Source organism: Streptomyces sp. NPDC087270, assembly GCF_044744625.1.
Lineage (GTDB): Bacteria > Actinomycetota > Actinomycetes > Streptomycetales > Streptomycetaceae > Actinacidiphila.
The window spans coordinates 157,755-182,106 of sequence record NZ_JBIUYR010000001.1; the positions used below are offsets into that span (position 1 = coordinate 157,755).

Annotated in this window: 23 protein-coding genes, 1 pseudogene and 1 riboswitch; of the genes and pseudogenes, 10 read left to right on the top strand and 14 right to left on the bottom strand. The window is 71.3% G+C overall.

Annotated elements, in window-relative coordinates; translation table 11 throughout:
- Positions 1-2: 2 nt before the first annotated feature.
- Positions 3-1,464 (top strand): annotated as a pseudogene (locus tag ACIPAE_RS00670) (catalase).
- A gap of 109 nt (positions 1,465-1,573) precedes the next feature.
- Here the strand turns inward: ACIPAE_RS00670 and ACIPAE_RS00675 are convergent.
- The gene (locus ACIPAE_RS00675) at positions 1,574-1,966 is read right to left on the bottom strand and encodes a CBS domain-containing protein (RefSeq protein ID WP_328469041.1); all 393 of its coding nucleotides are present in this window, start codon (positions 1,964-1,966) and stop codon (positions 1,574-1,576) included.
- Positions 1,967-2,093: 127 nt separating this feature from the next.
- Positions 2,094-2,891, bottom strand: coding sequence for a histidinol-phosphatase (gene hisN / locus ACIPAE_RS00680; protein WP_329364998.1), 798 nt, complete (start codon positions 2,889-2,891; stop codon positions 2,094-2,096).
- Between the two features lie 195 nt (positions 2,892-3,086).
- Here hisN and ACIPAE_RS00685 point away from each other — a divergent pair, with 195 nt between their 5' ends.
- Positions 3,087-3,641 (top strand): TetR/AcrR family transcriptional regulator, encoded by a 555-nt coding sequence (locus ACIPAE_RS00685; protein ID WP_402441994.1) that lies wholly within the window; start codon positions 3,087-3,089, stop codon positions 3,639-3,641.
- Positions 3,642-3,821: 180 nt separating this feature from the next.
- Here ACIPAE_RS00685 and ACIPAE_RS00690 read toward each other — a convergent pair whose 3' ends face one another.
- The 4 genes from ACIPAE_RS00690 to ACIPAE_RS00705 all read right to left on the bottom strand — a co-directional run bounded on the left by ACIPAE_RS00690 (position 3,822) and on the right by ACIPAE_RS00705 (position 7,585).
- The gene (locus tag ACIPAE_RS00690) at positions 3,822-4,145 is read right to left on the bottom strand and encodes a multidrug efflux SMR transporter (protein WP_328469047.1); all 324 of its coding nucleotides are present in this window, start codon (positions 4,143-4,145) and stop codon (positions 3,822-3,824) included.
- 104 nt (positions 4,146-4,249) lie between these two features.
- On the bottom strand, positions 4,250-5,251 hold the full coding sequence (rsgA, locus tag ACIPAE_RS00695; protein ID WP_329364994.1) for a ribosome small subunit-dependent GTPase A: 1,002 nt from the start codon (positions 5,249-5,251) through the stop codon (positions 4,250-4,252).
- 8 nt (positions 5,252-5,259) lie between these two features.
- Positions 5,260-6,618: a 3-phosphoshikimate 1-carboxyvinyltransferase gene (aroA, locus tag ACIPAE_RS00700; protein ID WP_329364993.1), complete on the bottom strand. Its 1,359-nt coding sequence runs from the start codon at positions 6,616-6,618 to the stop codon at positions 5,260-5,262.
- Between the two features lie 253 nt (positions 6,619-6,871).
- Complete coding sequence (locus ACIPAE_RS00705; RefSeq protein ID WP_329364991.1) at positions 6,872-7,585, bottom strand: M50 family metallopeptidase; 714 nt, start codon at positions 7,583-7,585, stop codon at positions 6,872-6,874.
- Positions 7,586-7,786: 201 nt separating this feature from the next.
- On the opposite strand from ACIPAE_RS00705, the gene ACIPAE_RS00710 reads away from it, so the two are divergent.
- The 7 genes from ACIPAE_RS00710 (at position 7,787) to def (ending at position 13,784) form a co-directional block, all read left to right on the top strand.
- Positions 7,787-8,602 (top strand): SOS response-associated peptidase, encoded by an 816-nt coding sequence (locus ACIPAE_RS00710; RefSeq protein ID WP_329364989.1) that lies wholly within the window; start codon positions 7,787-7,789, stop codon positions 8,600-8,602.
- Positions 8,603-8,693: 91 nt separating this feature from the next.
- The gene (locus tag ACIPAE_RS00715; protein ID WP_329364988.1) at positions 8,694-9,353 is read left to right on the top strand and encodes an alpha/beta family hydrolase; all 660 of its coding nucleotides are present in this window, start codon (positions 8,694-8,696) and stop codon (positions 9,351-9,353) included.
- Between the two features lie 418 nt (positions 9,354-9,771).
- Positions 9,772-10,404, top strand: coding sequence for a sigma-70 family RNA polymerase sigma factor (locus ACIPAE_RS00720; protein WP_328474474.1), 633 nt, complete (start codon positions 9,772-9,774; stop codon positions 10,402-10,404).
- Positions 10,401-10,721, top strand: a complete 321-nt coding sequence (rsrA, locus tag ACIPAE_RS00725) for a mycothiol system anti-sigma-R factor (protein WP_329364986.1) — start codon at positions 10,401-10,403, stop codon at positions 10,719-10,721. The genes ACIPAE_RS00720 and rsrA overlap by 4 nt, the downstream gene beginning before the upstream one ends.
- Positions 10,722-10,991: 270 nt before the next feature.
- A complete protein-coding gene (locus ACIPAE_RS00730; RefSeq protein WP_402441999.1) occupies positions 10,992-11,909 on the top strand; it encodes an HD-GYP domain-containing protein in 918 nt (305 codons plus the stop codon).
- 125 nt (positions 11,910-12,034) lie between these two features.
- Positions 12,035-13,039, top strand: a complete 1,005-nt coding sequence (locus ACIPAE_RS00735; RefSeq protein WP_328469062.1) for a hypothetical protein — start codon at positions 12,035-12,037, stop codon at positions 13,037-13,039.
- Between the two features lie 121 nt (positions 13,040-13,160).
- Positions 13,161-13,784 (top strand): peptide deformylase, encoded by a 624-nt coding sequence (gene def, locus ACIPAE_RS00740; RefSeq protein ID WP_329364984.1) that lies wholly within the window; start codon positions 13,161-13,163, stop codon positions 13,782-13,784.
- A 34-nt stretch (positions 13,785-13,818) separates the two neighbouring features.
- Here def and ACIPAE_RS00745 read toward each other — a convergent pair whose 3' ends face one another.
- From ACIPAE_RS00745 to ACIPAE_RS00780, 8 genes are all read right to left on the bottom strand, one after another.
- Entirely contained in the window at positions 13,819-14,649 is an 831-nt protein-coding gene (locus tag ACIPAE_RS00745; protein ID WP_402442002.1) for a hypothetical protein, read from the bottom strand.
- A 164-nt stretch (positions 14,650-14,813) separates the two neighbouring features.
- Positions 14,814-15,467: a hypothetical protein gene (locus ACIPAE_RS00750; protein WP_402442004.1), complete on the bottom strand. Its 654-nt coding sequence runs from the start codon at positions 15,465-15,467 to the stop codon at positions 14,814-14,816.
- Positions 15,468-15,644: 177 nt separating this feature from the next.
- Positions 15,645-15,956 carry a hypothetical protein gene (locus ACIPAE_RS00755; protein ID WP_402442006.1) on the bottom strand — a complete coding sequence of 104 codons (312 nt, stop codon included), beginning with the start codon at positions 15,954-15,956 and terminating at the stop codon, positions 15,645-15,647.
- Between the two features lie 23 nt (positions 15,957-15,979).
- Positions 15,980-16,687, bottom strand: coding sequence for a hypothetical protein (locus ACIPAE_RS00760; RefSeq protein ID WP_402442007.1), 708 nt, complete (start codon positions 16,685-16,687; stop codon positions 15,980-15,982).
- Positions 16,688-16,701: 14 nt separating this feature from the next.
- Complete coding sequence (locus tag ACIPAE_RS00765; RefSeq protein ID WP_402442009.1) at positions 16,702-18,822, bottom strand: hypothetical protein; 2,121 nt, start codon at positions 18,820-18,822, stop codon at positions 16,702-16,704.
- 194 nt (positions 18,823-19,016) lie between these two features.
- Complete coding sequence (locus tag ACIPAE_RS00770; RefSeq protein WP_402442628.1) at positions 19,017-20,069, bottom strand: ribonucleotide-diphosphate reductase subunit beta; 1,053 nt, start codon at positions 20,067-20,069, stop codon at positions 19,017-19,019.
- On the bottom strand, positions 20,069-22,690 hold the full coding sequence (locus tag ACIPAE_RS00775) for a ribonucleoside-diphosphate reductase subunit alpha (RefSeq protein WP_402442011.1): 2,622 nt from the start codon (positions 22,688-22,690) through the stop codon (positions 20,069-20,071). The genes ACIPAE_RS00770 and ACIPAE_RS00775 overlap by 1 nt, the downstream gene beginning before the upstream one ends.
- Positions 22,691-22,841: 151 nt before the next feature.
- A riboswitch (cobalamin riboswitch) is annotated at positions 22,842-22,970 on the bottom strand.
- Positions 22,971-23,128: 158 nt separating this feature from the next.
- Complete coding sequence (locus ACIPAE_RS00780; protein WP_328469078.1) at positions 23,129-23,266, bottom strand: hypothetical protein; 138 nt, start codon at positions 23,264-23,266, stop codon at positions 23,129-23,131.
- An 89-nt stretch (positions 23,267-23,355) separates the two neighbouring features.
- On the opposite strand from ACIPAE_RS00780, the gene ACIPAE_RS00785 reads away from it, so the two are divergent.
- Positions 23,356-24,321: a GlxA family transcriptional regulator gene (locus ACIPAE_RS00785; RefSeq protein ID WP_402442630.1), complete on the top strand. Its 966-nt coding sequence runs from the start codon at positions 23,356-23,358 to the stop codon at positions 24,319-24,321.
- Positions 24,322-24,352 lie beyond the last annotated feature (31 nt).

Sequence of the window (24,352 nt, forward strand, 5' to 3'; positions counted from 1 at the left end):
ACGTGACTGCTCAGGAGACGGCTCCGCTGACCACGGAGTCCGGCGCGCCCGTTGCGGACAACCAGAACAGCGAGACGGCCGGCCTCGGCGGTCCGGTGCTCGTGCAGAGCCAGCACCTGCTGGAGAAGCTCGCCCACTTCAACCGCGAGCGCATCCCGGAGCGCGTGGTGCACGCCCGCGGCGCGGGGGCGTACGGCACCTTCACGCTGACCCGCGACGTGTCGCAGTGGACGCGCGCGAAGTTCCTCTCCGAGGTGGGCAAGCAGACCGAGACGTTCCTGCGCTTCTCCACCGTGGCGGGCAACCTCGGGGCGGCGGACGCGGTGCGCGACCCGCGCGGCTTCGCGCTGAAGTTCTACACCGAGGAGGGCAACTACGACCTCGTCGGCAACAACACGCCGGGTGTTCTTCATCAAGGACGCCCTCAAGTTCCCCGACTTCATCCACACCCAGAAGCGCGACCCGTACACCGGCTCCCAGGAGCCGGACAACGTCTGGGACTTCTGGGGCCTGAGCCCGGAGGCCACCCACCAGGTGACCTGGCTCTTCAGCGACCGCGGCATCCCCGCCTCCTACCGCCACCTCAACGGGTACGGCTCGCACACCTACCAGTGGAGCAACGAGGCGGGCGAGGTCTTCTGGGTGAAGTACCACTTCAAGACCGACCAGGGCATCAGGAACCTCAGCGCCGAGGACGCCGCGCGGCTGGCCGGCGCCGACCCGGACTCCCACCAGCGCGACCTGCGCGAGGCCATCGAGCGCGGCGACTTCCCGAGCTGGACCGTGCAGGTCCAGGTGATGCCGGCGGCCGACGCGCCGGGTTACCGCTTCAACCCGTTCGACCTCACCAAGGTGTGGCCGCACGCGGACTACCCGCCGATCGAGATCGGCCGGCTGGAGCTGAACCGCAACCCGGAGAACGTCTTCGCCGAGGTGGAGCAGTCCGTCTTCAGCCCGGCGCACTTCGTGCCCGGCATCGGCCCCTCCCCGGACAAGATGCTCCAGGGCCGGCTGTTCGCCTACGGCGACGCGCACCGCTACCGGGTCGGCGCCAACGCCGACCACCTGCCGGTGAACCGCCCGCACGCCACCGAGGCACGCACCCACGCCCGTGACGGCCACCTGTACGACGGCCGGCACAAGGGCGCCAAGAACTACGAGCCGAACAGCTTCGGCGGCCCCGTCGAGACCGGCCGCCCGCTGTGGGAGTCCACCGCCGTCGCCGGCGCCACCCTGTACAGCGCCGCGCCCTCGCACGCCGAGGACAACGACTTCGTGCAGGCCGGCGACCTCTACCGGCTGCTCGACGAGGACGCCAGGACGCGCCTGATCGACAACCTCGCGGGCGCCCTCGCCCAGGTCTCGCGCGAGGACATCGTCGAGCGGGCGATCGCCAACTTCCGCCAGGCGGACGCTGACTACGGCAAGCGGCTGGACGCCGCGGTCCAGGCCCTTCGCGGCTGAACCAGCGCTTGACCGTAAAACCGGAGGGGGCCGGACGCCACGGGGCTCCGGCCCCCTCCGGAGTATCCGCCTGCCACGAGCCCGACAGGCGCCATGCGTCCTTCGGGCCCTACGCCGGCACCGCGGACCGGGCCGGCGCCCACAGGCGGATGATGTCGCGGACCGAGACCACGCCCACCGGCTCGCGGCCGTCCAGCACGATCAGGTGCCGGAAGCCGCCGTGCACCATCGCGGCGGCGGCCTCCTCCAGGGTCCACGCCGGTGCGGCGAAGACGACGTCGGTCGTGGTGTGGGCGTGGGCGTGCTCGTCGTCGGGATCGAGGCCGGCGCCGACCGCGTCGAGGATGTCGCGCTCGGTGAGGATGCCGAGGCCGCAGGTGTCGGTGTCGAGGACGATGGCCGCGCCGACTCGGCGGGCGGACATCAGGCGGGCGGCCTGGCGGAGGGTGTGGGCGGGGCCGATGGTCAGGACCACCGTGCTCATCGCGTCGCGGACCAGCATGTGGGGGCACCTCCAGAAAGGGGGTGAGCCGTCCGCGCAAGCCTGCCGTGGCCTTCCGTGAACGGTTTCACATATTCACAAGCGGGGGTATTCTCATGTTCACATGCTGTTCCGCGTGAGGCAAGGGTCAGGAGCGTCCCAAGTACCCCAGCAGCTCCTCGTGCAACAGCCCGTTCGACGCTGCCGCGTTGCCGCCGAACGGCCCCGACTCGCCCTCCAGCGAGGTGAACCGGCCGCCCGCCTCCCGCACGATCACGTCGTTCGCCGCCATGTCCCAGACGCTCAGCTCCGGTTCGGCGCAGATGTCCACCGAGCCCTCGGCGACCATCATGTACGGCCAGAAGTCGCCGTACCCACGGGTCCGCCAGCAGTTCCGGGTCAGGTGCAGGAAGCCCTCCATCCGGCCCGCCTCCTCCCAGCCGTGCAGCGAGGAGTACGCGAACGAGGCGTCCTCCAGCCGGCCGACCCGTGAGACGTGCAGCCGGGTCGCCGAGGTCAGGCTGCGCCCGGTGTACGCGCCGCCGCCCTTCGCCGCCCACCAGCGCCGGCCCAGCGCGGGCGCGGACACCACGCCGACCACCACCTCGTCGCCGCCCTCGCCGCGCACCGCGAGCGAGATCAGCGTCGCCCACACCGGCACGCCGCGCACGTAGTTCTTGGTGCCGTCGATCGGGTCGATGATCCACCGCCGGGCGCCGCCGCCCTCGCTGCCGTACTCCTCGCCGAGCACCGCGTCCCGTGGCCTGGCCCGGCCCAACTGGCTCCGGATCAGCTCCTCCGCGGCCCGGTCGGCCTCGGTCACCGGGGTCAGGTCCGGCTTCGTCTCCACCTTGAGGTCGATCGCCTTGAACCGCTCCATGGTCGTGGCGTCGGCGGCGTCGGCGAGCACATGGGCCAGCCGCAGGTCGTCGTTGTAATCGGGCATGTGCCGAACAGTATCGATTCGGCCAGGTCCGCGGCCATCGCGTCCACGGCGCCTGCGCGGGCCCGCGGGCGGGACCGCCGGGCCCGGCCCGACACAGACCGTCGCGGAGCCTTGACAGCGCGTCGGCCCGCGTCAATTCTTTCGGCACGCCCGCTGCCCGCGGCCCACGACGCTTGCGGTATTGGGGAGGCAACGATGCCTACCGTGCGCGAATCGCTCCTCGAAGCGGCGTTCACCGCGCTCGCCGACCGGTCGTGGACCGAGGTCCGGATGGTCGAGGTCGCCGCGGCGGCAGGAGTCTCCCGGCAGACCCTCTACAACGAGTTCCACAGCAAGGACGGGCTGGCCCGCGCACTGGCCCGGCGGGAGACCGACACCTACCTCGCCGGCGTCGATGAGGCGCTCGCCCGCGCCGAGCGGGACGGCGGCGACGCCGGCGAACGGTTCGCCGCCGCGGCCGGCTGGACGCTGCGCCACGCCCGCCGCAGCCCGCTGGTCCGCGCGGCCCTCGCCGGCGACCGCACCTCGCACCCGCCGCTGCCCGACCTCGCCGACGCGCTGCGCGCCCGCGCCGCCCTCTCCCTGACCCGCGCCTTCCCCCGGCTGCCCGCCGACGACATCGCCTGGGCCTGCGACGCCGCCATCCGCCTCACCGTCTCCTACGTCGTCGCCCCCGCCCCGAGCGACGAGGACGCCTGCGTGCGGATCGCCCAGCTGGTCCGCAGCCTGCTGGCCCGGCGCCGCAGGTGACGGGACGTCAGGAGACGTGCTGATGGCGGACCTTGGCGGAACGTCAAGCCTGGGACCGGCCGTTGACGTGACGTCAGGTGCGCGCGGCAGCGGTTCGGCCGGGCGCCGTGCGCGGGTGGCTCCGGGGTCGCGCGCGGCGCCGGAGCAGTGGCAGGAGCGAGGTCGGCGGCAGGCGCGAGGTCAGTGGGAGGAGCCGGAGATCTGCAGGCCGATCACCCCGAGGATCACCAGCGAGATCGACACGAGCTTCAGCGCGGAGACCAGGTCACCGAGGAAAGCCATGCCGTAGATCGCGGTGCCGGCCGCGCCGATGCCGGTCCACACCGCGTACGCCGGTCCGACGTCGAGCTTCTTCAGGGAGAGGGTCAGCAGGCCGAACGAGCCGAGGGCGAACAGGCAGAAGGCCACCGTCGGCCACAACCTGCTGAAGCCGTGGGACAGCTTCAGACTCACCGCGAATCCTGTCTCGAAGAGCCCCGCGACCACCACGAGAAGCCAGGGCATCGGGTGTGCCTCCGTATCCGTATCCGTCGTTCCGCCGTGCGTCGCACGCCTGTGTTCGCAGCCGATCATCACACAGCCGGGCCGGGGAACCGATGGGGGTACCGTCAGTCTCCTTCGTGCGGCTCACGTGTCGCCAGCAACCGCCGCAGCGAGTCCAGTCGGGCGGGCTCGGCATGACCTGCGGCTACCCACGCGTCCAGCGCGCAGTCCGGCTCGTCGTGCGAACAGCCGCGCGGGCAGCCCTCCGTGCCCGGCACCAGGTCGGGGAAGGCCAGCACCACCCGGGACGGATCGATGTGCGCCAGGCCGAAGGAACGCACCCCGGGAGTGTCGATCACCCAACCGGAGTCGCCCGGCAGCGGCAGCGCGAGCGCCGAGGTGGTGGTGTGCCGGCCGCGGCCGGTGACCGCGTTGACCACGCCGGTGGTCCGCTGCCGCTCCACCAGCGCGTTGACGAGCGTGGTCTTGCCGACGCCGCTGTGTCCGACGAGCGCGGTGACATGTCCGGCCAGCCGCCGGCGGATCTGGTCCACCCCGCCGCTCAGGAAGTCCTCCCGGTTGGTGACCACGTACGGCACGTCGAGCGCGCCGTACGTCTCCAGCAGCGGCTCGGCCGGCGCGAGGTCGGACTTGGTGAGCACCAGCAGCGGGGTCAGTCCCGCGTCGTAGGCCGCGACCAGGCAGCGGTCGATCATCCGGGGGCGCGGCTCGGGGTCGGCGAGCGCGGTGACGATGGCGAGCTGGTCGGCGTTGGCGACCACCACCCGTTCGTACGGGTCGGTGTCGTCGGCGGTGCGGCGCAGCACCGAGGTGCGCTTCTCCACCCGCACTATCCGGGCCAGGGTGTCCTTGACGCCCGACAGGTCGCCCACCACGGCCACCCGGTCGCCGACCACCGCGGACTTGCGGCCCAGCTCGCGCGCCTTCATCGCGGTGACCTCGCGGTCGTCGACCAGGACGGTGAGCCGTCCGCGGTCGACGGTGAGCACCATGCCCTCGGCGGCGTCCTCGTGCTTGGGGCGGATCGAGGTGCGCGGGCGGGTGCCCCTGCTGTTGGGGCGGACCCGGATGTCGTCCTCGTCGGGGTTCTTGCCGTAGCGGCGCATGGCGGCCGTCAGCCCCGCCCCGGCCCGGTGCCGGCGGGCCCGGGCGCGGCCCCGGGCCGGGCCAGCATGCCCGTCCACAGTTCGGCGAAGTCCGGCAGCGTCTTCGCGGTCGTCGCGATGTTCTCCACCTCGATGCCGGGTACCGCCAGGCCGAGCACCGCGGCGGCCGTGGCCAGCCGGTGGTCGTCGTAGGTGCGGAACACCCCGCCGTGCAGCGGGCGGGGGCGGATCAGCAGGCCGTCCTCGGTCTCGGTGACGTCGCCGCCGAGGCCGTTGAGCTCGGTGGCGAGCGCGGCCAGCCGGTCCGTCTCGTGCAGCCGCAGGTGGGCGATGCCGGACAGCTCCGAGTCGCCGTCGGCGAGCGCGGCGACCGCCGCGATCACCGGAGTCAGCTCGCCGACATCGCTCAGGTCGGCGACGAGCGGGCGCAGCCGGCCGCTGCCGGCGAAGGTCAGGCCGTGGTCGGTCAGCTCGCAGGAGCCGCCCATCCGGGTGAAGATGTCGCGCAGCGCGTCGCCGGCCTGCGAGGTCAGGCGCGGCCAGCCGGGCACGGTGACCCGGCCGCCGGTGACCAGGGCCGCGGCCAGGAACGGCGCCGCGTTCGACAGGTCGGGCTCCACGGTCAGGTCGCGGCCCAGCAGCGCGCCCGCGGCGACCCGCCACACGTTGGCGGTGCCGCCGTCCTGCGGGGCGTCGACCTTGGCGCCGGCCTTGCGCAGCATGTCGACGGTCATCCGGATGTGCGGCAGAGACGGCAGCCGGTGGCCGGTGTGCCGCAGCTCCAGGCCCTTGTTGAAGCGCGGGCCCGACAGCAGCAGGGCGCTGACGAACTGGGAGGACGACGACGCGTCGACGTCCACCGCGCCGCCGGACAGCGACCCGACGCCGTGCACGGTCAGCGGCAGCGAGCCGCGGCCCTCGTCGTCGACCCGGGCGCCGAGCGCGCGCAGGGCGTCGATGACGCCGTGCAGCGGGCGCTCGTACGACCGCGCGTCGCCCTGGAAGCGGACCGGGCCGTCGACGAGCGCGGCCACCGGGGGCAGGAAGCGCATCACGGTGCCGGCGTTGCCGACGTCGACGGTGGCCGGGCCGTGCAGCCCGGCCGGGATGATCCGCCACGCCTCGCCGCCGTCGGGGTTGACCGTTTCGTCGATCTGCACGCCCATGGCCCGCAGCGCGTCAGCCATCAGCATGGTGTCGCGGCTGCGCAGCGGGCGGCGCAGCCATCCGGGTTCCGCGGACAGCGCGGCGAGCACCAGGGCGCGATTGGTCACCGACTTCGAGCCCGGTACCTGGACGGTCGCGTCCACGGCAGCGGGCGCGGTCGGGGCCGGCCACAGGTCGGTCTGCGCGGTGCTGTCGGTCATGGGCAGCAAGCCTAGTGGCTCGGGTACGGGGAGATAAGTCGGCGAAAGCGGCGAAATCCGCTGGAAACAGGGTGCGGCTACCCTCGGCCCCGCCTGGTCTCTGCCGTGTGGCCCGCGGTGAGGAGGTGCGCCCCGGGACCGCCGATCCGGGCACCGGCGCCCGGGACGGTCCCGGGTACGGCCCCGGGCTGATGACCTGATCAGCGGCCACCGTCGGATCGGCCCGGCCCGCCGGCCCGGCCCGGACCCGTTCCTACCGGATCAGCAGCCAGCGGCCGCCCGCGAACAGCGAGCACAGCGCGACGACGTAGAACAGCAGCAGCCACAGGGCCGCCGGGGTGTGCGTCAGCCGGGCGAGCTGGTCGGCGTCGGAGGAGCCGCTGCGGTCCCTGCGCCGGGAGCCCTGGAGCTCAGCGACCGGCCGCGCCCCGCCCAGCAGCAGGAACCACACCACCAGGTACGCGAACGCGGCCTGCACCTGCGCGTCGGTCAGCCAGGACACCAGCAGGAACAGCGCGCCGGTGACGACGACGGTCAGCACCCCGTACGCGTTGCGGATCATCACCAGCATCACCAGGAGCAGCGCGGTCGCCCCCCACAGCAGCGCGGTGATGTGCCCGGCGGTCAGCAGCCCCGCCCCGGCCAGGCCGAGCAGCGGGGGAGCGGTGTACCCGGCGGCGGCGGTCAGCACCATGCCCGGGCCGTGCGGCTTGCCCTTGGAGACGGTCAGGCCCGAGGTGTCGGAGTGCAGGCGTATGCCCTGCAGCCGGCGGCCGGTCAGCAGCGCGATCAGGCCGTGGCCGCCCTCGTGCGCGATCGTCACCGCGTTGCGGGTGACGTGCCAGGCGCCGCGCACCACCACGGCGGCGAGCGCGATCAGCGCGGTCGCCCCCACCAGCCAGTGCGAGGGGTCGGGCTGCGTACCGGTCAGCCGGTCCCACATCTCGGTGATGCTCGCGACGTTCATGCGGTGCTCGTTCCTCTCGCTTCTCCCGCGGCCCCGGCGGTGCCGGTTCGGTAAGGGCCGGGCGGTCGGGCCGGGTTGGGGGTCGGGTCGCCGGTCGGGTGGTCGGGTCGGACGGTCGGTCGGGTCGTCGGCGGGATCGTCCCGGCCGGATCGTGCGGCCGGGCTGTCAGTCGGGCCCGCGGTCGTGGCAGTGTGGCAGTCATGTGCGGTCGATATGCGGCGAGCCGGAAACCCGAAGATCTCGTCGACCTCTTCGAGGTCCAGCGGTGGGACCCCACCGAGAGCCTCGCGCCCGACTGGAACGTCGCTCCGACCAAGGACGTCTACGTCATACTCGACCGACCTGTGCGGGACTCCGGTTCCCCCGATCCGGTACGACAGCTACGGCCGCTGCGCTGGGGCCTGGTGCCGTCCTGGGCGAAGACCCCCGACGTCGGGGTGCGGCTCATCAACGCCCGCGCCGAGACCGCCGCCGAGAAGCCGTCCTTCCGCCGCGCGCTCGCCGCCCGCCGCTGCCTGGTACCCGCCGACGGGTACTTCGAGTGGGTGACCGGCGTCCAGGAGCGGCAGCTGGAGGAGGAGGGCCGCAAGAAGCGCTCCCGCAAGCAGCCGTACTTCGTCACCCCCGCCGACGGCTCGGTCTTCGCGATGGCCGGGCTCTACGAGTTCTGGCGCGACGGCACCCTGCCCGACGGCCACCCGCGCGCCTGGTGGGCCACGTGCACCGTGCTCACCACCGAGGCCGAGAGCACCGACCTGGCGGGATACGACGGCACCGGTCCGCGCGCGCTCCACGACATCCACCCGCGGATGCCGCTGATGATGACCCCGGACCGCTGGAACGCCTGGCTGGACCCGGGCACCACCGACCCCGACGTGCTCCAGGACCTGCTCTCCGCCCCGCCCGCCGGGCTGCTGCGGGCCCACCCGGTCGGCACCGCCGTCAGCAACGTGCGGAACAACGGACCGGAGTTGGTGGTGGAACTGCCGGCGCCGGAGGAGGAGATGCTCTTCTGATCCGCGGCGCTCCGGGTCTGGTCCGCGCCGCTCCCGGCCGGGGCGGGCGCCGTTCCCCCGCGCCGCGCCGGGGCTCTGGCAGGCTTGGCGGGTGGACACCCCTGACGCCGAACTCGTCGACACCCCAGCGGGCCCGGCCCGGATCACCTGGCACCGCCCCGAGGGCCGGGCGCGCTGCGTGCTGGCCCTCGGGCACGGCGCGGGCGGCGGCATCACGGCCCGCGACCTGGCCGCGCTGGCCGCCGCGCTGCCCGAGCGCGAGGTGAACGTCGCGCTGGTCGAGCAACCCTGGAGGGTCGCCGGGAAGAAGATCGCACCGGCGCCCAGGACCCTGGACGTCGGATGGACCGCGGTGTGGCCGCGGCTGGCCGCGCCCGGGCTGCCGGTGGTGGCCGGCGGGCGCAGCGCGGGGGCCCGGGTGGCCTGCCGCACCGCCCACCCGCTGGGCGCGGCCGCCGTCCTCGCGCTGGCGTACCCGCTGCACCCGCCGGGCAAGCCGGAGAAGTCCCGCTACGAGGAGCTGGCCGGCGCCGCCGCCGTACTGCCGCTGCTCGGGGTGCAGGGCGGCGCGGACACGTTCGGGCGGCCCGAGGAGTTCCCGGCGGACCGCCGGCCGGTGGAGGTGCCCTACGGCGACCACGGCTTCGTGGTGCCCAAGCGGGCGCCGGTCACCCAGGAGGCGGCACTCGCCCTGCTGACCGGAACCGTCGCGGAATGGCTCACCGGGCTGGGGTTCGCCGCCCCGGCGTGAACGCTCTCCACCCGGCGTGGTAGGCCGTGCGGGCGCAGTTCTCCTTCCCGGGAATGACGACAGCGCGCGCGCTGTTGTGCGTGTCGACAGGGACCGCGCCGGCGGTACCACACAGGGTGAGAGAGGCAGCCGCATGGTTTCAGCCGCATGCCGGTCACGCGAGGAGGCCGCCGCACAGGTGAGCGCGCAGTCCGCGCCGCTCAGCGCCGGTCAGGCCGCCGCCGCGCCGTACCTGGACTGGACCCGGTGGCCGGAGCAGGACCGAGGCAAGGGCACGACCAGCACGTCCACCACCCGTGCAATATCCTCCCAAGCGGGCGGGTCCACTTCTGGGCGCGCCGGCGTTATCGAGGAGGTGGGTCCGGTCACCGGCACCGACGACAGCACGGCGAGCACCGCGGGTGCGTCCGGTTCGGGGGTGCCACCCGTGCCTACGGCCACGGGGGCGGCACAGGAGACCGAAGCGCAGCGCAGCCGGCGTTTCGAGCGGGACGCGCTGGAGTTCCTCGACCAGATGTACTCGGCCGCACTGCGGATGACCCGCAATCCGGCCGACGCTGAGGACCTGGTGCAGGAGACCTACGCGAAGGCGTACGCGTCCTTCCACCAGTTCCGCGAGGGCACCAACCTCAAGGCGTGGCTGTACCGCATCCTCACCAACAGCTTCATCAACTCCTACCGCAAGAAGCAGCGCGAGCCGCTGCGCAGCGGCTCGGAGGAGATCGAGGACTGGCAGCTGGCGCGCGCCGAGTCGCACATGTCGACCGGCCTGCGCTCCGCGGAGTCCCAGGCGCTGGACCATCTGCCGGACTCCGACGTGAAGACGGCGCTCCAGACCATCCCCGAGGAGTTCCGCATCGCGGTGTACCTCGCCGATGTCGAGGGCTTTGCCTACAAGGAGATCGCGGACATCATGGGTACTCCCATCGGCACCGTGATGTCGCGGCTGCACCGCGGGCGTCGCCAGCTTCGCGAACTGCTGGAGGACTACGCCCGGGACCGCGGACTCGTCCCCGCGGGCGTGGCAGATGAGAAGGGCGCGGATTCATGAGCTGCGGAGACGCACATGAGACGGACTGCTCCGAGGTGCTCGACCACCTCTACGAGTACCTCGACGAGGAGATGTCCGACGATGCCTGCACCAAGTTCCGGGAGCACTTCGACGAGTGCCACCCGTGCCTGGAGAAGTACGGCCTGGAAGTCGCGGTCAAGAAGCTGGTGAAGCGCTGCTGCGGCTCCGACGACGTACCGAGCGACCTGCGCTCCAAGGTGATGATGCGGATCGAGCTGGTCCGGCGCGGCGAGGCCGTGCCCGAACAGGACGCGCTCAGCGCCGAGATCACCACGACCGAGGCACCCTCCGCGTGACCGCCGGGCCGGTCTGGCAGCCCGGCCCGCGCACCGCTCCGCACCTGCCCCGAACCTGCCGCCACCGCCCGAACTCGCGGCCGCCTGAGGGCTTTACGCCCTACCACGCGACCGTCTGGACGCCGTCAAGCCGCTCGGCCGTACATCACTCCTACGGGTGAGCGGTGGTCCCCCCTTCCGGCGTAATGGCGGCAAAACCCTCATAGCCGCCCGCTACGGCCCTATCCTCCTGAGTCTCGTACATCTTCGTACGGACAGGAGGCTGTCGCCGTGTCACCCGCGCACCGCCGCTCGCAGCCGCCCGCGGTCTGCTGGGGTTCCGCCTGTGCCCGCCGGGTCCGGCAGGAGGCGCAGCAGGCGACCGTACAGGCCCTGCTGCAGGCCCTGGAACTCAAGGACCCCTACACCAGGGGCCACAGCGAGCGGGTCGGCAGGCTGGCCGCGCTCATCGCCCGCGAACTCGGCGCGCCCGCGGCCCGGGTGGAGGAGGTCCGGCTCGGCGGCACCCTGCACGACATCGGCAAGCTCGCGGTGCCCACCGGGCTGCTGCGCAAAAACGGTCCGCTGACGGACGAGGAGCGACGCGTGGTCCAACTCCACCCGGTCGACGGCGACGGGGTGCTGCGCGGCATCTCCGTGCTCGGAGAGGCCCGCCCCGCGGTTCTGCACCACCACGAGCGGATCGACGGCACCGGGTACCCGTACGGCCTCGCGGGCGGGCGGATTCCGGAAGCGGCCAGGATCGTGGCGGTGGCCGACGCGTTCGACGCGATGACGTCCACGCGCACCTACCGTTCGGCCCGGCCGCACGCGCCCGCGATGGCCGAGTTGCGGCGGTGCGCCGGCACGCAGTTCGACCCGATGATGGTGGAGGCGCTGGCGGGTGCGCTGGCGGCGCGGCCGCGGTTCGCGGTGCCCGCGGTGCCGGCGGCGCCCGTCGTTCCCGACCCGGTGGCCGTACGCGACGGGCGCGACGTATCCGGCGTATCCGGTGCACCGGCCGAACCGACCGCACCAGCCGCACCGGTCGAACCGGTCGTACCAGCCGCACCGGCCCGGCTCCGCCCGCTGCCGGCGCTGTGCGGGGCGACCGCGGCGGTCGAGGGACCCCTGCTGGCCAGGGTGCCCGCGCACCCTCCGACCTGGGCATGGTTGGATGCCGGTGCGAAGGGCAAGGGAGTCGGGTGAGGCCCGCGTTCCGCAAGCGGCGGGCTCGGGCTGAGACAACGGCCAGAATGTGCAAGGTTGGTGTCGTACAGGGTGGTACGGGCCGCATCGGGCCGACCGGCTGAGCGGGCAGGCGGGATACGACGTTGAAGATCTTCGGAAGAGTGCGGCACCGGCCGTCGCCCACGTGGCGCCAGGCCACCGACCGGGCGTTCACGCTGATCGACGACGGTCGCTACGAGGACGCCGGCGCGCTGCTCACCCGTGCCGCCGATCTGGAGCCCTGGCTCTCCGAGTCCTGGTACAACCTCGCGCTGCTGCACAAGTTCCGGCACGACTGGGCGCAGGCCCGGATCGCCGGGCTGCGCGCGGTCGCGCTGCTGGACCGCCCGGTCGGCGCCCCGGACTGGTGGAACCTCGGCATCGCCGCCACCGCGCTCCAGGACTGGCCGCTGGCCCGCCGCGCCTGGCAGGCGTACGGGCTGCGGATGCCGGCCGGGACCGCCGAGCGCACAGGCGAGGAGTCCGTGCGGCTGCCGCTCGGCAGCGCCGCGGTGCGGCTGTCCCCGGAGGGCGAGGCCGAGGTGGTCTGGGGCCGCCGGCTCGACCCGGCCCGGATCGAGGTGCTCTCCATCCCGCTGCCGTCCTCCGGCCGCCGCTGGGGCGAGGTGGTGCTCCACGACGGCGTGCCGCACGGCGAGCGTGCCACCGAGCGCGGCTCCGGTTCCTCGGTCTACCCGGTCTTCGACGAGATCGAGCTGTGGGCTCCTTCGCCCGTGCCGACCTGGCTGGTGCTGCTCGAAGCCGGCACCCAGGCGGACCGCGACGCCCTGGAGCGGCTGGCCGCCGAGGCCGGATACGCCGCTGAGGACTGGTCGTCCTCGGTCCGGCTGCTGTGCCGCACCTGTTCCGAGAGCCGGATGCCCACCGACGACGGCTCCTCCGCGACGCGCGACCCGCACGACCACGGCGAGCCCGGGCATCCCGGTCACCTCAGCCACCTCAGCCCCGCCGGGGAGGAGCCGGGCTGGACGCCCGAGCGGGAGTGCGGCATCGCCGCGCCGGCCGGCCTGGTCCGCGGGCTGCTCGAAGGGTGGGTGGCCGACAGCCCCGACACCCGGGACTGGCGGGACCTCGAAGAGGTGTGCTGACCGTCGAAGCGGTGGGCGTCGACGTGGTGTGCCGAGCATCACGACGGCGGCATCGCGCCCTTGCGCGGTCCCGTACCCTGGGAAGGATCACTTACAGGTTCCGGGAAGGCGTACGGCGGAGATGTCCCAGCAGCACACCGAGCAGCAAGTCGACTTCGTCGACGACGTGACCGACGCGGCGGACCGCGAGTCGGCCCACCGCGAGCGCGGCACCGCTCGTCCCATCACGGTGGTCGGCAACCCGGTGCTGCACCGCGAGTGCAAGGACGTCACCGCCTTCGACGACAGCCTGCTCGCCCTCGTGGACGACATGTTCGCCTCGCAGCGCGCCGCCGAGGGGGTCGGCCTCGCCGCCAACCAGATCGGCGTCGACCTCAAGGTCTTCGTCTACGACTGCGCCGATGACGACGACGTCCGTCACGTCGGTGCGCTCTGCAACCCCGTCCTGGTCGAACTCCCCGCGGACCGGCGCCGCCTCGACGACTCCAACGAGGGCTGCCTGTCCGTCCCCGGCGCCTACATGGAACTTGCCCGCCCCGACTACGCCGTCGTCCGCGGCCAGGACCTCCAGGGCAACCCGGTCGTCCTCCAGGGCACCGGCTACTTCGCGCGCTGCCTCCAGCACGAGACCGACCACCTCTACGGCCGCCTCTACATCGACCGTCTCTCCAAGCGCGACCGCAAGGACGTCATGCGCCAAATGGCCGAGGCCACCCCGAAGTTCGAGACGGTCCCCAACGACTGACCCGCCCCCGTGGCCCCTTCGCGTCCTCCTCGCGTCAGCGGTTGACGGTCTGGTCTTCGCGCACGGTGACCTGGAACTGCTTGCTGGACTGGCCGTTGGGCAGCCCCGGGGCGCTCGGCGGGCCGTCGGGGTCGGCGGACGGGGTCCACGTGACCTCCCACACGACGCTCGCCTTCAACGGGTAACCGCCGTTCGGCGACTCCTTGTCGTAGGTGACGTTGCACCCCGCGTCCTTGGTGTTCACGCTGTACTTCCCGCCCGACGCCTTCAGGTCGTACGTGCAGCTCTGCGGGTCCGCGTACTGCGTCCCCGCGTCCACCGTCAGCCGCACGGGCACGGCCGTGGTGGTCGCCGCCACGTGAATACCGAAGGCCGGGTTGTCCAGACTCGCGGTCACCCACACCTTCGGCAGCGCCTTGTCGAACGCGATCTCCGTATCCAGGTTCACGAGTTGGTTCTGGGCGATGGGTCGCAACGTGATATCCGGCTTCGGCAGAATCGTCCGATTGAACGCGAGCCCGGCAAGCGTCTTGGGGTCGACGGTCGGAATGTCCGGCGTGGACGGCTGGTCGGGCGCGATCCACTTCCACGGGTCGAGGGCGGCGCAGGCGTCGGCCTGAGTGACATCGGGGATGACCAACTGGTCCCAAGCGCCCTTGTCACCCTTGTGGTAGTCGTTCGCACCGTATTCGTCCGCCATGGTCGCCCATGCGGAATTGTCAGACCGGTAGTTGCTGGTGATGTAGTCCGAGAATTGCGTCGGGCTGTACTCGGGTTCGTACCAGCACGGCGGGGGAGACCAGTTGGAGGTCGCGGGCGCGCTCATCCGTACGCCCGGGCCCTTGTAGCTCTTGGAGTACTGCACCTGGGAATGGATAGTGCTGGGCGGCGGACTGCTGTCAGTTGGAGGCGCGGGGGGAGGGTCAGCTGGTGGCCCCCATCCGCCAGTCGCCTGGCTTGGGATGGATGCCATCAAGACGCCGAATGAAGCCACTGTCAGCACACATGCTGCTTGGAGAGTGCGTCGCCTCATGATTCGCACCTCGTGGCTCCCCTCTGCGAGTTGTACGTTGCGGTCTGCCAAGTACCGTCCTTGGCTTTGCGCATGAAGACAGAGTGGTAGATCAGGCCCTGGGAGTCTGCCTTTGTCAGGGTGACTTTTCCGGTTTCCGTGTTCTTGTCGTACCCGTACCGCTGGTCTTCGCAGAAGGTCACGCCAGCCGTGGTCGCGCTGCTGACGGTGACCTTCCGGTCGTAGAAACGGACCTTTCCGGTGAGAGTCCTATGCGCCGCCTTGTCACTGTCGACGCTCTTGATCCAGCTCTCGGCGGCGGTCTCGGAGACGTATTTCGTGAAGACGGGGATGCTCGGGTCCTGCTTCGTGACGGCCAGAAGCATTGCCTCCTGACCGTAGCCCTGGTCGCGGAGGATCGCGTCCTTCGTCTTGTCACCCGTGGTATCCGAGTCGACTGTGATCTTGACGTCGCTCGGGAAGTCGAACGTCGGCGCGCTGGGGTCCGCCGCGGGCGTCGTCGGTGGGGCCGTGGTCTGCGACGCAGTCGTATCACTGGGGGTCGGGCTCGACGCGATCTTCTTGTCGTGGCCGCCGCCGCACGCCGTGAGGAGGAGGGCTGCTGCCGTGAGGGTGCCCGCGGCCGCGCTGAACTTGGTTCGGGGTGCCATTGTGTTGCCAGTCTCCCGTGGTCAGTGTGCGCAGACGTGACGGGAGTGACGGGCGTGGCCGCGCCGAGGAGTTGGTGTGTGCAGAGCCCCCCCGGGCCGGCCCCCCTTCACGGTGGCCACATTCTGCAACGTTCGGTGCCCTACGTTAGCTGTCGTCACGTAGTGCGTCCACGACGGTCAGGCCGGCAGGGCGAGTTGACGCCGTTCCGCGTCGGCCTCGGCCTGGGTGACCTCCTTGGGGTGGCCGTCGCGTTCCTTCTTGACGTATGCGGCGAAGGCCCGCGTCTTCGTGCTGGTGCCACGGGCGTTGCCGGAGAGGTCGCTGGCCCAGGTGACGGCGGCGGCACCGACCCACACGTCGCCCTTGCCGCCGGCCATCTGCTGGTCGGCCGCGTGCAGGGCGTTCGCCACGGAGTCGAGGTCGCGTTCCACGACCGTGTAGAGGGTGTTGAGGGCCTGCCACATGGGGCTGGGGACCTTGTCGCTCATGGAGTTCGTCCGTCCGCTCTCGGTCACTTCTTCTTCATCGGGAGGGGTTTCAAGGTGCCCAGCGTGGGCGGGAGATCGCTGCCCTGGCAGCCCAGCGCGGCGGCGACCTTCACCGCGGGGGAGTACAGCAGGCGGACGCCGGCCTCGCGTTTTTCGGCGCTGCCGACGGCGCTGAGGCCGCTGGTGTTTGCGTATGCCTCGACGTACCGGGTCCGGCTTGCACCGGCCAATGCTCCGGGGAGAGAGCAGGTGAAATCCAGATAGGTTCCGTTGTCGAACGATAGGGCGCCGTAGGCGATGCCAAATGCGGTGAAGTCGTCTCCGCTCTTCAAGTCCTTGTCGCTCGGCTTGCGCGACGACCACTGGAACTGGATTTCCAGTCCCGACGTCATCAGTCCGCCGACCACGCCGAGGAAGCATAGGTCGTGTTCGTTCATGTTGTCGGTGTCATCCAGATCCGCGCGGAGTGCGTTCGCCACTTGCTGTGCGGTGTGCTGCTCGGCGGCGAGCGCGGGGTACAGCTGGTTCTTGCCGGTGATTTCTCGCAACGCCGCCGCGCCTTGCGTGTCGAAGGAGCGGTCACACGCACTCTGGATGCTGATCGGAGACCCGTAGGAGTTGGTCGGCGCGGGCTTTTTGGAGCTGCATCCGGACAGCAGGGAAACGCCGAGCGCACCGAGGGCTGCCGCAGCAAGGACACTGTGGCGGCGGGATGTGCGGGTACCGATCATCGTCGGCTCCTGTCTCATGTTCCGGTCACGGGCAGGTTGCCGCCCTGCTCCTGGTCGAGGCTGCCCGTGTTGTAGCCGACTTGCTGTGCCTGGGTCAGCGCGTCGTTCAACGCTTTCACCTGAGCGCGGCTCCATCCCTGTGGGCTGTTGTCGACGAGGTTCTTGGCGGGAACCCAGGACCCCCGTCTGCCGGCGTTGTAGACGCCGGCTGCCTTGCCCTGCCGCACATCGGCCAGGTTGCGGTGCTGGGAGTCCGAGTAGTCGCCGATGTTCTTGCTGATCTGGTCGTCGATCTGGTCGTGGACGTCGTCGGTGACGAGCGGGACGATCGTGGCGCCGATGCCGGACTCGGGTTCGGGTGCGAAGGCGAAGACGCCGCCGGTGATGCGGCCCGCGACCATCTGCTGTCGCTCGGAGCGCTTGTCGACGCTCTCGTTGAAGTCGGCGTCCTGCTTGTCGCCCTTGGCCGTGTACTCGTCGATCCAGCCGCGGTCCATGATGCCTTGGAGTTGGGCGCCTATGCGGATGGCGTTCTGGCTGTCGGTGCTTTGCACCTGGCCGTTCTTGTCGATGACGGGAGGGTGGGCGTTCAGCACCGAGGTGGTGTACGCCTGCTGAGCGTTGGTCACCGAGGTGTAGGCGTCGTCGTCGTGGGCGAGAGTCCCCAGGAATGTCTCCAGGTGGGCTCCGTCGAAGTGCGCCCGGTCCTTCGGCGGCCTGCCGCTGCTCGTTCCGCTGTAGACCGAAAGGTCGTTGTCGTCGTCCAGTCCCCAGTCCACGTCGTCGATGTACGCCGCCGTGATGCGGCCGAGGCTCGGGCCGATGCCGGACTGGCGGGCGAGGAGGTCGGCGCCGCTGTCACGCGTCTTGACCTTGTCCGTGCCGGTCGCCTGCTGGCCGTAGCGGTTGACGACTTCGGTCATCACCTTGGCGGTGTCCTTGGTGCGGTGGAGTTGGGGTGGGTTGGCGTCATAGGGGGAGCCCATGGTCGCCGACTCCAGTGCGTGGCCGAGGGACTTGTAACCGGCGATGGTCTTCGCGGAGTGGCTGGTGGTGGAGTCACCGGGCCAGTTGCGGGTCTCGGTGAGGTAGTCGAAGTTCTTGCTGTTCTCGAAGAAGGTGGTGGAGGCCGCGGGGTTGTGGCCGAGCGCTTCCATGAATCCCGTCATGGGGTCCGTGCCGCCGTCGTTGGTGGCGCCGTAGTGCATCCGGTCGTAGATCATGTCCGGCTGGTCCCAGGGAAGGACGTCCTTCTCGAGGACCTGCTTTTGCAGGCCGCCGGTGACATCGCTGGTGTTCGCCTTCTCGAAGGCGATCAAGGACGTCCCGTAGCTGTCGAGGAACGTCGTGTCGTAGGTGCCGTTGCGCATCAGGTCGCTCATCACCTGGAAGCCGTAGACGTGCTGGTCCGGTCCGTCACCGACGTCCGTGCCGCCGAGGGAGATCATGGTCTTCTTCCACTGCCGCATGGCCGGGTCGTCGTTGCGGGTCGCGGTGGCCAGGGTGGTGCCCATCGACTTCTCCAGGCCGCCCAGGAGCTTTTCCCGCTCCTTCTGGTCGGCTGACAGGCCGACGTTGCTCCGCGGGTTGGTCGTGAACTGCCGTGGGTCGGTGACGGCCGCGTAGAACCGCAGGGTGCCGGCCGGGCCGAGTCCGGTGGCGAACCGCTCGGCGAAGTCAGGGTTGTTCTCGTGCAGTGCCAGGAGGTCGTCGAGCTGCTCCAACTGTGCGTTGCTGAGCTTGCTCGGGTCGGATGTGGCGAGTTTGGCGAGCTTGACGGCCTGCGCGGAGTCGCGGCGCACCTGAGCGGGCGAGGAGGTGTCCACCATGCCGTCGTCGATTTCGACCATGTGCTTCGAGCCGGGATACGGCTGCTCCGTCTGCTGGGCCAGGAAGAGCCGCTGCCGCAGCATGGGGAGTTGGTCCTGCGCCCACGACAGGTGCCTGGTCACCGCGGCGAGGGTGGAGGTGTCCAGTCCGAGGTAGGTGGCCCGGCTCATCCAGTCGCGCACCACGGGTTGGGCGCTCGTGGTGCCGTCGTGGCCGGTGTGGCTGTTGATCGTGGTGATGAACGTGTGCAGTTGCTTCGGATCGATTCCGCTGAACGTGCTGCCGTCGTCTGCGCGCCGTGACATGGCGAGCCCCCCCGGGTTGCCATTGGTTGCCATTGTTCGGTCTCGTACGCAGGAGGTTAGAACACGGGTACGGAGAGTGTCCAAGGTGGCTGATGGGAGGCGATGGGACGGGTGATGGGAGGAGAAAGGAGGACGGCCCCGCCCAGGACGACGGCCCCGCCCAGCAGGGCGGGGCCGTCACGGCAGGTGCGGGGTCAGAAGTCCTCGTCCAGGGAGACGGTGCCCTCGACGGCGACCTGGTAGGCGGAGGGGCGGCGTTCGAAGAAGTTGGTGAGTTCCTGGACGCCCTGGAGCTCCATGAAGGAGAAGGGGTTCTCCGAGCCGTAGACCGGGGGGAAGCCGAGGCGGGACAGGCGCTGGTCGGCGACGCACTGGAGGTACTCGCGCATGGAGGCGGTGTTCATGCCGGGCAGTCCGTCACCGCACAGGTCGTGCGCGAAGAGGAGTTCCGCCTCGACCGCCTCCCGCATCATGTCGGTGACCTGGTCGCGCAGTTGGGCGTCGAAGAGTTCGGGCTCCTCCTTGCGTACGGTGTCGACGACGTCGAACGCGAAGGACATGTGCATGGTCTCGTCACGGAACACCCAGTTGGTGCCGGTGGCCAGGCCGTGCAGGAGGCCGCGGGAGCGGAACCAGTAGACGTAGGCGAAGGCGCCGTAGAAGAACAGGCCCTCGATGCAGGCCGCGAAGCAGATCAGGTTGAGCAGGAAACGGCGGCGGTCGTCGCGGTTGTCGAGGCGGTCGACGGTCTCCACGGAGTCCATCCAGCGGAAGCAGAACTGCGCCTTCTCACGGATGGACGGGATGTTCTCGACGGCGGCGAACGCGGCGGCGCGGTCGTCGGGGTCGGGCAGGTAGGTGTCCAGCAGGGTCAGATAGAACTGGACGTGGACGGCTTCCTCGAAGAGCTGGCGGGACAGGTACAGCCGCGCCTCGGGGGAGTTGATGTGCCGGTAGAGGGTGAGCACGAGGTTGTTGGAGACGATGGAGTCCCCGGTGGCGAAGAACGCCACGAGCCGTCCGATCAGGTGCTGTTCGGCCGGGGAGAGCTTGGCGAGGTCGGTGACGTCGGAGTGGAGGTCGACCTCCTCGACGGTCCAGGTGTTCTTGATGGCGTCGCGGTAGCGCTCGTAGAAGTCGGGGTAGCGCATCGGGCGCAGGGTCAGTTCGAAGCCCGGGTCGAGCAGGTTCTTCACGGCGGGGGAGGTCCCGTCCACGGTTCCGTTCGCGGTGGTGTCGGTGGTCATTACTGGCATGCCTCGCAGGACTCGGGGTTCTCAAGGGAGCAGGCGATCGCGTCGGCGTCGGCGATCACGGGTACGGCGGCGGGCGCGGGTACGGACGCGGACGCGGCGGAAGAAGCGGAAGCCGCGGAAGAAGCGGAAGCCCCGGAAGCCCCGGAAGCCCCGGAAGCCCCGGAAGCCCCGGAAGAAGCCGCGCGGGCGATCCGGGTGGCCGGCCGCGACCGCAGGTAGTACGTGGTCTTCAGCCCCCGCTTCCACGCGTACGCGTACATCGAGCTGAGCTTCCCGATCGTCGGCGTCTCCAGGAACAGGTTCAGCGACTGGCTCTGGTCGAGGTACGGCGTACGGTCCGCGGCCAGGTCGATCAGCGCGCGCTGCGGCAGCTCCCAGGCGGTGCGGTACAGCTCCCGCACCTCCGCCGGAATCCAGTCGAAGCCCTGGACCGAGCCGTTGGCCTCCCGCAGCGCCTCCCGGGTCCGCGGGTCCCACAGGCCCAGCCGCTTGAGGTCGGCCACCAGGTAGGAGTTGACCTGGAGGAACTCGCCGGAGAGCGTCTCGCGCTTGAAGAGGTTGGACACCTGCGGCTCGATGCACTCGTAGACGCCGGCGATGGAGGCGATCGTCGCGGTGGGGGCGATCGCGAGCAGCAGCGAGTTGCGCAGGCCGGTGGTGGCGATACGGGCGCGCAGCGCGGTCCAGCGCTCCGGCCAGTGCGGGGCGGTGCCGAAGTGGTCGGGGTGCAGCACGCCGTCGGAGGTACGGGTCTGGTCCCACGCGGGCAGCGGGCCGTTGCGCTCGGCGAGGTCGCAGGACGCCTCGTAGGCGGCGAGCATGATCCGCTCGGAGATCTTCGTGGACAGCGCGCGGGCCGCCTCGGAGCCGAAGGGCAGCCGGAGCCGGAAGAAGACGTCCTGCAGCCCCATGATGCCCAGACCCACCGGCCGCCAGCGGGAGTTGGAGCGCCCGGCCTGCTCGGTCGGGTAGTAGTTGATGTCGACCACCCGGTCCAGGAAGGTGACCGCGGTGTGCACGGTACGGTCCAGCCGCTCCCAGTCGATCGCGTCGTCGATGCCGTCCGCGCCGCCCGCCGTACCGTCCCGCGGTGCGATCACGAACGCGCCCAGGTTCACCGAACCCAGGTTGCACACGGCCGTCTCGGAGTCGTCCGAGACCTCCAGGATCTCCGTGCACAGGTTCGAGGAGTGCACGGTCCGCCCGGGGCGGGCGGTCTGGTTCGCGGTGCGGTTGGCGGCGTCCTTGAACGTCATCCAGCCGTTGCCGGTCTGCGCGAGGGTGCGCATCATCCGCCCGTACAGCTCGCGGGCCGGGAGGGTACGGCGGGCCAGGCCGGCCGCCTCGGCGCGGCGGTAGGCGGCGTCGAAGTCGGCGCCCCACAGGTCGACCAGCTCGGGGACGTCGACGGGGGAGAAGAGCGACCAGTCCGCGTCGGCGTCGACCCGGCGCATGAACTCGTCCGGGACCCAGTGCGCGAGGTTGAGGTTGTGGGTGCGGCGGGCGTCCTCGCCGGTGTTGTCCCGCAGTTCGAGGAACTCCTCGATGTCGGCGTGCCAGGTCTCCAGGTAGACCGCGGCGGCTCCCTTGCGGCGGCCGCCCTGGTTCACCGCGGCCACCGAGGCGTCGAGGGTCTTCAGGAACGGCACGATGCCGTTGGAGTGCCCGTTGGTGCCGCGGATCAGCGAACCGCGGGCGCGCACCCGGGAGTAGGGGATGCCGATGCCGCCGGCGTGCTTCGACAGGCGGGCCACCTCGTGGTAGCGGCCGTAGATCGAGTCCAGCTGGTCGAGCGGGGAGTCCAGCAGGTAGCAGGAGGACATCTGCGGGTGGCGGGTGCCGGAGTTGAAGAGGGTGGGGGAGCTGGGCAGGTAGTCCAGCGCGCTCATCAGCCGGTACAGGTCGGCGACTTCCTCCAGCGCGCGGCCGCCGCCCACCTCGGGCGCGCCGCCTGCCGTGGCCGGGCCGCCGGGCGCGGTGACGCCGTCGTCCTCGGCGAGGCCCGCGGCGACCCGCAGCATGAAGTGCTGCGGGGTCTCGATCACCTGGCGGGTGATCGGGTGCCGCAGCAGGTAGCGGCTGTGCAGGGTGCGCAGGCCGAAGTAGCCGAAGCGGTCGTCGGCGCGGTCGGCGAGCGCCTGGTCGACCAGCGCGTCCAGCCGGGCCGCGTGGGCGGCGACGAAGGCGGCGGTGCGGTCGCCGACCAGGCCCTCGCGGTGGCCGACCGCGATGGAGGTGGTGAAGGAGACCGCGCCCTGGCCGGCCGCCTCCTCGGTGATCGCCGCGCTCAGCAGGCGGGCGGCGAGCCGGGAGTACACCGGGTCGTCGGAGATCAGACCGGCGGCTGCGTCGATGGCGAGGGTGCGCAGTTCGGCGCGGTCGGCGCCGGTGCTGCGGCCGCGCAGGGCGGCGGCGGTGACCCGGCCCGGGTCGGCGTCGGGCAGGTCGGCGGTCAGTTCGACGAGCATGCGAAGGAGTTCGGCGCCGGCGCCGTCCGCGGGCTCCGGCACCCGCGGCCGGCCGGGGGGAGCGGTGGCGGGGGCCGCCGAGGAGGTGGCGGCGGTGGGCGCGGGGGCGGTGGGCGCGGTGGTCACGGTGGTGCTCTCCCTCATACGCGGCGGCGGCCGCGCGGAGAGCGACGAGAGGCATGGCGGGGCCGTTTTCCGGCACGCCGCCGTGCGCCCGTCGACCCAGTCCACGAGGCCCGGACGGTTCCCTCCCGTTGAGCCCGGCGGCTCGGGAGGCACCCCCGCGCACAAGGCACGCGGGAGCGTGTCGGCCGGCAGGCGATCGGGCTGTACGGGGCGCTGGGCGCGCGACCGTTCACCGTTGCGGGGCAGCGCCGGATTTTCACCGGCTTCCCCTGCGGCAACGGGGTTGAGCATACATGTAGTGGCGCCCACCGCAGGCACCCCCACATGTTGTGTCGCGCTGTCAATCTCATGGTGGCCTGAGCGCGTTGTCGGGCCGCATGCGGCCGCGGCCCCGCCGTCTGGCGGGGCCGCGGAAGGGCCTGGGCGGGCCCCGGTCGGGCGGGCGCGTGAGGGGTCTCAGAGTTCGGCGCGCTTGCGGTCCGCCTCCCGCAGTTCGCGAGTGATCTTCGCCTCGTGGCGCAGACCGAGGACGGGGACGAAGGTGAGGGCCAGCAGAAGGCCGAGGAGAGCGGCGATGTCCAGGAGTACGGTCATGGGTCAATCGTGCTCGCGCCGCTTACGGTCGAACAGTGGCAGCACTGCCGTACTACCGCAACATGCTGCCACGTGGCAGGCTGGACGACATGTTGCGCAACGTGGCGACCGTGGTCCTGGACGGGGTTCACCCCTTTGAACTCGGCGTCGTCTGCGAGGTCTTCGGGCTGGACCGCAGCGAGGAGGGGCTGCCGGTCTACGACTTCTCGGTGGTCTCGGCGGAGGGGCCGCGGGTGGGGACGCACGCCGGGTTCGAACTGGTGGTGGCGGAGGGCCTGGACCGGCTGGACGAGGCCGACCTGATCGCGGTGCCGGCCGGCGACTCGTACAACATCCGCACCTTCCCGCAGCCGATGCTCGACGCGTTGAACCGCGCGGTCGAGCGCGGCGCGACCGTACTGAGCGTGTGCTCGGGGGTGTTCGTGCTCGGCGCGGCCGGGCTGCTCGACGGGCGGCGGTGCGCGGCTCACTGGCGGCACGCGGAACGGCTCGCGCGGCGCCATCCGAAGGCCGAGGTCGAGGCGGACATGCTCTACGTCGACGACGCCGGCGTGGTCACCTCGGCCGGCACGGCGGCGGGCATCGACGCATGCCTGCACCTCGTCCGCAAGGAGCAGGGCAGCGCGGTGGCGAACGGTATCGCCCGGCGCATGGTGGTCCCCCCGCACCGCGAGGGCGGCCAGGCGCAGTACGTGGACCGGCCGCTGCCCCGGGCGCAGAGCGACACCGTCACCGGGGTGCTCTCCTGGATGGAGCGGCACCTCGACCGCGAGGTGACCGTCGAGGAACTGGCGCTGCGCGCCCACATGTCACCGCGGACCTTCGCGAGGCGCTTCCAGCAGGAGACCGGGACCACGCCGTACCGCTGGTTGCTGGGGCAACGTGTGCTGCTCGCCCGGGAGTTGCTGGAGGGGACCGACGCGACCGTCGACTCCGTCGCGGTCCGGGCGGGGTTCGGCAACGCGGCCACCATGCGGCACCACTTCGTCCGGTGGACCGGGACGACGCCGCAGGCGTACCGGCGCACCTTCCGCACACCGAGCCCCTTGGGGTAGGTCGCCGGACCGTCCGCCGGTGGGTGGCTGG